Raw genomic sequence first — 8,779 nt, 5'->3', positions numbered from 1 at the left:
TCGGCGTTGTGGGGGTCGCGAGCTATCCCTCAAGCACTGTGGGGCCGTACTTGGAGTGCTATTCAGGAATTCAAGTTCGTGATCCCGGCGGTGAGACCGGCTTTTACATTCCTTACATTTACGTGACGACGAATGATGCAGCGCTTGCCTCGGGACGAGAGGTTCTTGGTGCTCCAAAAAAGCTGGCGCACATTACTCTGATTAGAGAAGGTGGCCTAATTCAGGGTACGCTCGAGCGTCCAGCTGGCAAGCGCCTGCTGACTCTTACCGCTCAACCGGACCAGCGCATGAGCTCGAGTTCGCAACAGATGTTTTCTGCGCGGACGTATTTCTACTCGGTTCGGCATCTGCCCCCCATCAATGAGCGCGGGAAGGGCGCAGTAACGCAGCTCGTCAAATGGTGTACCGCGCGAACGTTGCGACGCGACGAGCTTGGCGAAGAAGTTCAATTTACCGGACCCACCTCCCTAACTTACGACTCACCCTCGATTGTCGATCCCGTGCACAATATTGCACTTGGCGAACCCGTGCTCGGCACATACGAGGAGTATGACGCCAAGCTCGAGGTCATTGATATCCTTTCGGAAACCGCAACTCCAGGTAAACAGTGATCGATAAGCTTCAGGAGTTCATCGAATCCTGAGTTCAGCCCTGGGCTCTCGGCGTGCCCACTGATGCGCCGTTACACTCAGCGAAGGCACCGCTGCGACTGAGGGCATATCGGAACAGCACGATCGGCGGACTTGGGCCGCTGTGGCTGCGGTCATCGGACACGATCGCCCAGAAGTAGCCTTTTTTCGTTTGGCCGCGCCCGGGATCGAGTACCGGCGCCGTCGTTTCGTCCATGAACAGACGATCCGCCATGGCCAGGTGGCGGCGGCGCATGTGGTCCGCGAGGGGTTAAAGATGGAAGCAGGCGCGACCGGACCAGTTGCCCAGTGTCGTCCGATCAAGCCGGATGCCCTGGCGTGCATCGATCTCGGACTGGCGGTAAAACGGCGTAGAGTCACCAAACTTGGAGACGATCACGTGCGCAATGGCCGCTTCGGTCGGCAGCCCGCGGGGTACGACGTGCTCCGGCGCGTGCGCCTGCACGACAGGGCCGGAGCAGCGGCGGCAGATGTATTTCGGGCGGCGTGTGACCAGCACACGCCGTTGTGCCGGGATCACGTCAAGGCGCTAGCTGACGTCCTCGCCGATCTTCGTCATGGCGCCGCAACCGCACGGGCAGAGCGTGCTCGCAGGCTCGATAATCCGCTTCACCCGCGGCAAATGGGCAGGCAAGCAGCCGCGATTGCGATGAGAATTATGATCTGGTGCGTTCCGTGATCGGCCCTGGATCACCGCCTCGGCTCTCTCCTGCGCGGCATCCAGCATGCCTTGTGCGATCTCCACGTCTTCGAGCGGCAAATGATACTGATCTGGTCGCAGCTTCTCGGATTTCGCGCCAAACCTGTCGCGTCGCAATGCGCCGAGAATGATCTCCAGCCGGCGTCGGGCTTCTTCCGACGCCGCCAGCGCCTCCTGATGCTCGCTCAAGGCCGCCTGCGTTCGCTCCAAAAGCGCCTTAAGGCGTTCGTTTTCGTCGCACAGCGCCGCGATGCTCATGCGCTATTTCGAGCACATCGCCGCCGCGCGTGCCACGTTCAAAATAGCTGCCGAGTCATTCTGCCGCAGTTATCCCGCCGCCTGCGGGCGCCGTGCTTCTTCCGGGCGGACCAATCTCCAATCCAGCCCCTCGAACAAGGCCGCGAACATCGCCGGCGACATCCGCATCACGCCGTTCGTGATCGTTGGCCAAACAAACTTGCAACCTTCGAGGCGCTTGTGCACCAACACCAGGCCTGTTCGATCCCAGACCAAAATCTTGATCCGGTTCGCTCGTTTCGAGCGGAACACGAAGGCTGCTCCGCTAAACGGGTCCAGATGAAGCATCTCCTGCACCTTCGTCGCAAGCCCATCGTGGCCACAGCGGAAGTCGATCGGCCGCGTGGCAACGTAAATCTTCAGATCAGCTCCGGCCGCGATCATCGTGACGCTCGCACCGCACGGATCACCCGGGATAGCTGTTCGGCATCAATGGCCGTATCCGTCCGCAGCAAGACATCACCGATCGCGATCTCAAGCTTGATCGCCGGAGCCTGATGCTCCTCCAACGCACCTTCCACGACCAGCGGCGCGAATGTCGGCGGGGACGCCTCGCACAGCGGCAACATGCCTCGCTGTCAAAACCGCCGTCGCCAATCGTAGATCTGCCGGCGTGTCGCTCCGTGCTTGCGCGCCACCTCGGACACCTGAGCACCGGGTAACAGGCTCTCGGCGACGATCCGAGCTCTCTCAGCTTCCGAACGCACGCGGCGCCCCGACGGTCCTTCAAGAACTTCCAGCCGGCTCACCGACCCCGCCGATCATCCAAATGGACGTCCTTTTTTGCTGTCCAATCCCATCCCGAGCCTCCGTCCAAGCCGGAGGCTTCTTTCGCACAGCTATACCGATCCCGAAGCAAGGGTTCCAGCTAAGCGCTTACCGATAAGCGCCGAGTCACGTGGCCGCTAACTTCAAATGGTAGTGCGGGCGTGGCAGGGACAGCGCCTGACGCGTGCAGCCGAACGTCGCTAAATCGCGCCCGCACTGCCTGCGATCCGACAGTCGATCATCGGGGCACTCAGCTAGGAGCGGAAGAATACTGTCTGGTTGAGTGTCGTCGGCCGTCGTCTTGAGGTACTTGTGTCCGTTGTGCGTGGCCCAAACCACATCAACCCTGCGGCCGTTTTCCTCGACATAGAACTCCCATTCGGCGCTCTCGATATCTTTGACAACCTGATCGATGGATTTCTTCCACGGCTTTCCATCCGGGTTTAGTCCGCCGACATGTGATAGTTTTTCGTGAGGATTCTTTCTGCCCGTCTTGTTCGCGTAACGAATGCGCACGCGTCTCGGCATGGCTGGTGTCTCCGTTTCTGCAAGCTGTCGGACCAGCTTAGAGAATGGTCGGAGCAGGAGGGACCGGCCGGTTCTGGTAGTTGTGCCTTGGCGTTTTCCGGTGAATGTATCCTACCGTCAGCTTCTTCCGCCGTCGATGCTGGCTGTGTTGGAGTTAGCGGCGCGTAATAGGGACAGCGCTCGTCTGCAATCGGGCGCCGAGTCACGCGGCCGCTAACTTCGAGTGTGGACGATCCAAACGGCGGTGATCACCAGAGGTGAGGACCCTCGGGGCGTAAGTCACCGCACGCGCTGCCACTCGCTAATCTTCTCCGGTATGCCCAGGTTTGATGGGTCTCCCGCCGAAGGCCAAGAGCATGTTCCGTTTGCCAAGTCTTCGGCCGCTGACGCTGGCGAAGCATAATGCCCCAATGTCTCACCACGAAACGTGACCGCAAAAGCCTTCCCAGTCGGAACGATCTGAGCCACCCCTGCTTGAGTTTTGTAGAACCACTCCTCCATCTGCAACCTTCCATAGAACGTGCTGTGTTTCACGTCGGAATGTACCTCGATGGCGCAAGGACGCTCGCACTACCTTACATTCTCGTCCCCACTAATTTTGATAGGTGTTCCGCATGCTTCTCAGCAATATAAGGATGCTGGCGCCCAGAGAATTTCAGCCTCTCGGGGGCAAAGGTGGCCAGCCTCAGTCTTCGAGGACGGGCTGGCCACCATCGCTTGCGAAGCGTACCCCTACGGGTAGCTACAGGACAGCGGATGCACATTTTTGAGCGGTACATCGCCGTCCCTGCGGTCGCAAGCGCTTGCGGTGCTTGCGGCCAATCAGGCCCGTGCGGCCGATTAGCCCATTCCCGGGGCGATCAGTTGACGTGCAGGACAAAAACACCAATGAAATCAATTGGGATATAGCCGTGGCGCTCCCTAGGGGATGGCGTCAACGTAACGATAGCAATAACTTAGCTGGAATTTCGAGGACTCTCTCGGCATCGAAACTCAAGTGGTTTCAGGCCCCTTCCCAAACGTCACTCACCTCCTGAAATGCGAAACCGGCGCAGGGGCGGCCACCTCTGCACCGGCAATAGCAATCCGGAAGTTTCGCCCGATCCTATCTGGAATCAAAAGAGGCCGCCTCTCGGTAGCCTCCTGCCGGTTGCAATGTTGATCGTGCTGAAATGCCAGTCCCGGCCCGCTTATCACTACTCATTCCCGGTGTAATGTGGAGTCCGCAAGAATGCGGTGTTTATACACCGAAGCCGTGCAAGTGTCCTAATCTGCCATCGCGGGTGTCCTAATTAGGACAGCACCCCGCTTTGATATCGGCATTGCCTCGCCCCGCGCCGCATACCGATCAATGCCGATGATGGTTGCCCCTCAAATTTCGCAACATCAACTCCTTATTTCTGAGGAGTTGCCTTTGCGTCGGGCCTCGCTGAATCTGCAGCACCGGGGCGAGCTACTGCGGCTTCCAATCCAGCAACATAGGAAACCTGATATGATCCCTATAGAGGAGTCCTTTATACGAGCGGTAACGTTGCTTGATGGTCCAAAACCGACCGAGCAACGGGCTGAAATCGTCGCCCACTTGGATACTATTGTAGACTATGCGCGCGACGATGCCGAGGAGCGCCTAGCCCATAGTTTCAAAGAGATGACCCTGGACCACCTCGACAGTATTGGTCGAGATACGTCGACCATTGTTGAGGAAAAAATGGACCTGGCTCTGAACGCCGCGGAAGAATTGATTGTAGCTATCGTCGAGCGCAACCGGCGGGGAATAGGATCCGGCCAATGTCCATGCAGGAACTTGCAATCGGGCAATACGCCGGCCGGTGGTCGCGAGCAGATAAGCATGAGAGGCGACGACCTCCACTAAAGACATGCACGCAGCGCCATCGGATCAAACAATGACCTTCAAAGTCACGGACGGCGCGTGACTGGAAGCCCTTCGATCGAGGAATTCATGGTCTACTCGTTCGGGCCCAACGGGAACATTGTGCACTCTGCAAGACTGATTTGCGCTGATGAGGAAAGGGCTGAGCAGCGAGCACAGCAATTAGCCGAGACCAATAGGGTCGAGCTTTGGCAGCTCACTCGCAAGATTGCGAGCTATCCGTCACGCGCGAACTGAGGCGCTTAGTTTGCGCAATCCTCGCTCTTACCCTTTGCCATGGCGTTTGTCCCTCGCAGATATGATCCCGGCCTCCCGGCGGCGCTCCAGCTCTTGCTCAAGGATAACCAGGCCAAGACAGATCAAGGCCTCGCCGACCTCAATCGGGGCATGCTCGTCGAACGGAGGCTCGCTCGGATCGACGGGTGCCATCATGGTCATCTGGAGAGCCGCCTTCAGAGAGTTCCGTTTCGGCGGCTAGATGAACGGCGAGCGGCTCTTGACCTGAGGCCAAGGGCGAGCACAGGATCGCCTTGGTGCGGTCGTCTGAGGGCGTCGAATTGCGGGTCATCGAAGCATGCCCCGCCTAGCTAGGATCCCGCTCCAAAATGAACGTCGAGTGACCCTTCGACCTCCTGCCGACCTCGTTGAGGCAGGCAATGGCAGCATCAGTCGAGACATAATCGGTACTGGAGAGGTGCTCCGAGCGTCCGGTCAAAACGCTCGGCGGCGGGAATGGGGCCGGCGCTGGTCTCCGGAGTGAGAGCAGCAGAGAAAACCCTCACTCATCAGCACAAACCCCGCACTCAGGCCGTAAGGCATCGGCGCGCGCCCGCACCATGCCTCAGGCTTAAGCCGTGACTTTCACCTCAAGTATGCAGACCCGCGCTGCCGGGTTTCAGCGCGCCGACGGGTCTAGATTTCTTAGGCGGTCTCGACATGCCGTTCAGAGCGAGTCGGGATTTCGCCTGGGCCGACATCGAATGCACGGTCCTAGCTGGGGCCAGCGCCTGTGCTGCTGCCTTTGTGCGGGCGTAGATTTCATTGGCGGACAGGTTTATGGTTTGAGTCCCTCTGTTCGCGTCGGATCACGCAGCCTTGTCGGTCGCGGACTTGTTCTCGGCTTCCCAAGCTTTGAGCTGTTCTGCGTTTTCGAAGATCGGCGAGATAGGTTCCAGCTCGACTTTGATTTCCGAGCGAGGTCGCTGTGCACGTAACCCTAGAGGCGGTCGAGCTCCGTCAGAACAGCCTGCGGCGAGACGTAGCGCATCGGAGTCCAGCCAGCAGGGGCACCCGTCAAGCCGGGCAGGGCGAGCGCGGATGCAAGCGACGACACACCGCTACGACCGATGCAATCGCTGTAAGTGATGCGATCGAAATAGCGCCGGCTGGTGATGTTCGTCGTTTGACCACCATGTGAGAGATAGGCGGAGCTGTTCGGATTGACCTTGATCTTGGCCGCATACTCGGGGTCATAGGGCCGGCCACCAGGCCACAGCCAGTGTAGCTCGCGCACTCGGGACAGTTTTTCCGCGGCACGCCGGGAATGTTCATGATTGCGACTTCGAAGCTGTGGATCTGCTGATCGTCCGGAGTTGCCGGTTCAGAATTTCGCGCTCAATCTCGGCGTCGGCCATCGCGCGCATCGCAGCGCGGAGCTTCTTGATCGCAGTGGTGACGGCGTCCTGCATCTGTTTCTGAGCAGCCGCGCCGAGCGAGTGGACGCGCGTCAGATTGTCTTTCCGCTCCTTTTCGGCGGCAGCAGTCTTTGCTTCCGTCAAAGCATGTTGGCTCGCCGGTGAGCCGCACGAGCTTTCACCAAGCGAACTTCAGCTAAATTCTTGATGCGGACGAGGTCACCGATCTGGGCGTCAGACAACTCGATCGGCGGCGCTTCCAGTGAGTGGACGGCGCTGGCAAACCGGCCTCGACGGCGGCAAGCTCGCTGTGCGTTTCCAGCTTTGGCTTCCAGGTTGGCGATCTGCGAGGTCTTGCCGGCCATGAACGTCTCCGTTGTTAACCGGGACATGTTGCACGGCTCGGCCGCTTTGTCCTTATCAATCGTTAATTTTTTTCGCGATTCTGCCTCCTGTGGAATTTTGAGGACGCGGTTGCCAACCCCGGTTGCAGACTGTCAGCAGTGGACGCCTCTCGGTTGTCCCCGATCATGATAGCTGGAAATAGCGATCACGATCGGCTGGAAACGGTGATCACGATGTTCTGGAATGGGTGATCACGATGGCCTGGAATCGGTGATCACGATCGACTGGAACGCGCACACCTGTTCCACGAAGGCAGCGGCACGCGCCTTGAGTTCTTGTTGCTCCTTGAAAAGTTCGAAATCCACTGTGATCTCCAACCCTTGTTTAATGAAGGGACCCTGAGACCCCTGTGGCGCAGCCGTTATGGCAGCGTGGGCCAATCTGGTTGGCCGATTGAATCATCCGGACCGGCGGGTCAGCGGCGTCCGATCCCTGATAAGCTCGAAGGAGGATTTAAAGGATGCCGTCCACAGGTAAACCGGTTGAGCCATTCTCGTTCAGCTTAAGCGCCTCCTGCGAGCGTCCTGCATGAAACCACGCCGATCGGCCAAGCCCGACCAAGATGTGCTCGCAGACGGCCCGCGCCCGGTGCGCGGGCAAGGACCGGCGAGCAGAAGAAAGAGGTGCGGGACGATCTCATCAAGGTCGCCACCTGTTTGCGGTCGAAGATCCCTCCACGGTCTCGCTGCGCAAAATCGCCGCGAGAGCCGCCGCGAGGGACATGCCCGCGTCGTCGACAATCTGGAGAAGATGGCACAGCGGACCCATGATCCCGAGGAGCGTTTACGAGCGGCATTTCTCGCTGTCCGGCACTGGCTGAAAGTGGCGCGCGACTCCGCGAGTGACAGACTTTCGGTGATCGAGGCGTTCCGAATCGTTTGCTGATCTGAAGTGCAGTTCATGTCACTCACCGCCGATTGCTGCGGTTCAAGAAGTAAGCAACGAGAGCCGCAGATGCGATATAGGGAAGGGACGACTTGTGCTGAGTAGGATAATTGCAGACGGAATCACGATCAAACAAGCAAGAAGCCAGGAAATAAAACCTCTCCGCAGTTTGGTTATTGCCATCGCCAAAATCAAGTATATGGCAAGAGAGCTCATTCCGGCCAAGGCAAACATGGTTCGATATGGAAAAACCCACTTAGCTCGCACACCAGGATAAAGACCAGACATGCGCTTACAAAGAAAGCGCTGTTGCGAGGCGCATCATTGTGCAAGTGCGCTAGAGCAGCGGGAAGAAAGCGTCCGGAGAGGTAAACAACCAAGCGCGAAACGGCCAAGACCGAGCCAAGGAGGTTAGCGGTGACTAGCGAGACACCAAGCAGAGAAATCATCCAACCCGGTAAGTACGGCGCGACTTCCGGATAACGTACAGAGTCTTTCTCACTTTCAGGATTGACGGCTTCTTCTAGACTGAAGGAGCTTTGAATGAACGATGGGAATGCCATGGGTCAGGTGATCCAAATTGATGAGGCCCGGATTCGAGATCACCTGGGCGAGATGGTCCGCGGGACGGTGGAAGAGAGACACCGAACGCGATGGTGGAGGCCAAGCGGACCAGCTGTGTGGGGCTGGGCGGTATGAGCGCAGACCGGCCCGGCAGGACACGCGGGCAGGCAGCTACGAGCGAACGCTGCACACCAAGGCGGGCGACGTCAATCTGAAGGTTCCGAAGCTACGGCGGCAAACCTTCGAGACGGCAATTATCGAGCGCTACCGGAGGCGGGAGAGCTCGGTCGAGGAGGCGCTGATCGAGATGTATCTGGCCGGAATTGCGGTTTCGGCGGGTCGAAGACATCACGGAGGCGCTGTGGGGCACCCGGGTCAGCCCGAGCACAGTGTCGAACCTGAACAAGAAGATCTATACCAAGATCGAGGCGTGGCGGAATCGCAGGATCGAAGGCGA

Annotated in this window: 13 protein-coding genes and 2 pseudogenes; 4 read left to right on the top strand and 11 right to left on the bottom strand. The window is 58.7% G+C overall.

The window, feature by feature from the left end; translation table 11 throughout:
- Window positions 1-611: acetoacetate decarboxylase family protein (locus CV770_RS39765; protein WP_245454001.1), on the top strand; the 611-nt coding region annotated here is incomplete at its 5' end.
- A 34-nt stretch (window positions 612-645) separates the two neighbouring features.
- Here CV770_RS39765 and CV770_RS43715 read toward each other — a convergent pair.
- The 6 genes and pseudogenes from CV770_RS43715 to CV770_RS39745 all read right to left on the bottom strand — a co-directional run bounded on the left by CV770_RS43715 (window position 646) and on the right by CV770_RS39745 (window position 2,943).
- Window positions 646-1,095, bottom strand: a pseudogene (locus CV770_RS43715) (IS66 family transposase).
- Window positions 1,096-1,179: 84 nt separating this feature from the next.
- The gene (locus tag CV770_RS43710) at window positions 1,180-1,608 is read right to left on the bottom strand and encodes an IS66 family transposase (protein WP_245454000.1); all 429 of its coding nucleotides are present in this window, start codon (window positions 1,606-1,608) and stop codon (window positions 1,180-1,182) included.
- Between the two features lie 69 nt (window positions 1,609-1,677).
- On the bottom strand, window positions 1,678-2,031 hold the full coding sequence (gene tnpB, locus CV770_RS39755) for an IS66 family insertion sequence element accessory protein TnpB (RefSeq protein ID WP_104466193.1): 354 nt from the start codon (window positions 2,029-2,031) through the stop codon (window positions 1,678-1,680).
- Window positions 2,028-2,216: a hypothetical protein gene (locus tag CV770_RS43705; RefSeq protein WP_245453999.1), complete on the bottom strand. Its 189-nt coding sequence runs from the start codon at window positions 2,214-2,216 to the stop codon at window positions 2,028-2,030. Before CV770_RS43705 ends, tnpB begins: the two co-directional genes overlap by 4 nt.
- 9 nt (window positions 2,217-2,225) lie before the next feature.
- The gene (locus CV770_RS43985) at window positions 2,226-2,354 is read right to left on the bottom strand and encodes a transposase (protein ID WP_283811435.1); all 129 of its coding nucleotides are present in this window, start codon (window positions 2,352-2,354) and stop codon (window positions 2,226-2,228) included.
- 187 nt (window positions 2,355-2,541) lie between these two features.
- On the bottom strand, window positions 2,542-2,943 hold the full coding sequence (locus tag CV770_RS39745; protein WP_104466192.1) for a DUF3892 domain-containing protein: 402 nt from the start codon (window positions 2,941-2,943) through the stop codon (window positions 2,542-2,544).
- A gap of 1,351 nt (window positions 2,944-4,294) precedes the next feature.
- Here CV770_RS39745 and CV770_RS39740 point away from each other — a divergent pair.
- Window positions 4,295-4,816: a hypothetical protein gene (locus tag CV770_RS39740; protein ID WP_104466191.1), complete on the top strand. Its 522-nt coding sequence runs from the start codon at window positions 4,295-4,297 to the stop codon at window positions 4,814-4,816.
- 282 nt (window positions 4,817-5,098) lie between these two features.
- Here CV770_RS39740 and CV770_RS42310 read toward each other — a convergent pair whose 3' ends face one another.
- From CV770_RS42310 to CV770_RS41935, 5 genes are all read right to left on the bottom strand, one after another.
- A complete protein-coding gene (locus CV770_RS42310; protein ID WP_161500085.1) occupies window positions 5,099-5,272 on the bottom strand; it encodes a hypothetical protein in 174 nt (57 codons plus the stop codon).
- 778 nt (window positions 5,273-6,050) lie between these two features.
- The gene (locus CV770_RS39735; protein ID WP_104466190.1) at window positions 6,051-6,347 is read right to left on the bottom strand and encodes a hypothetical protein; all 297 of its coding nucleotides are present in this window, start codon (window positions 6,345-6,347) and stop codon (window positions 6,051-6,053) included.
- Between the two features lie 34 nt (window positions 6,348-6,381).
- Entirely contained in the window at window positions 6,382-6,612 is a 231-nt protein-coding gene (locus CV770_RS39730; protein WP_104466189.1) for a hypothetical protein, read from the bottom strand.
- Window positions 6,609-6,833 (bottom strand): hypothetical protein, encoded by a 225-nt coding sequence (locus CV770_RS39725; protein ID WP_146101451.1) that lies wholly within the window; start codon window positions 6,831-6,833, stop codon window positions 6,609-6,611. The genes CV770_RS39730 and CV770_RS39725 overlap by 4 nt, the downstream gene beginning before the upstream one ends.
- Window positions 6,834-7,970: 1,137 nt before the next feature.
- Window positions 7,971-8,321: a hypothetical protein gene (locus tag CV770_RS41935; RefSeq protein ID WP_146101450.1), complete on the bottom strand. Its 351-nt coding sequence runs from the start codon at window positions 8,319-8,321 to the stop codon at window positions 7,971-7,973.
- A 20-nt stretch (window positions 8,322-8,341) separates the two neighbouring features.
- Between CV770_RS41935 and CV770_RS44375 the strand changes: the two are divergent.
- Together CV770_RS44375 and CV770_RS44370 are read left to right on the top strand one after the other, a co-directional pair.
- Window positions 8,342-8,596: pseudogene (locus CV770_RS44375) on the top strand (transposase); the annotation flags it as partial.
- 115 nt (window positions 8,597-8,711) lie between these two features.
- On the top strand, window positions 8,712-8,779 hold a 68-nt coding region (locus CV770_RS44370; RefSeq protein ID WP_502693639.1), incomplete at its 3' end, for a hypothetical protein.

Source organism: Bradyrhizobium sp. AC87j1 (assembly GCF_002936975.1).
GTDB lineage: Bacteria > Pseudomonadota > Alphaproteobacteria > Rhizobiales > Xanthobacteraceae > Bradyrhizobium > Bradyrhizobium shewense.
Note: the sequence above shows the minus strand (reverse complement) of the source record. Positions and strands in the feature narration are given on the sequence as shown.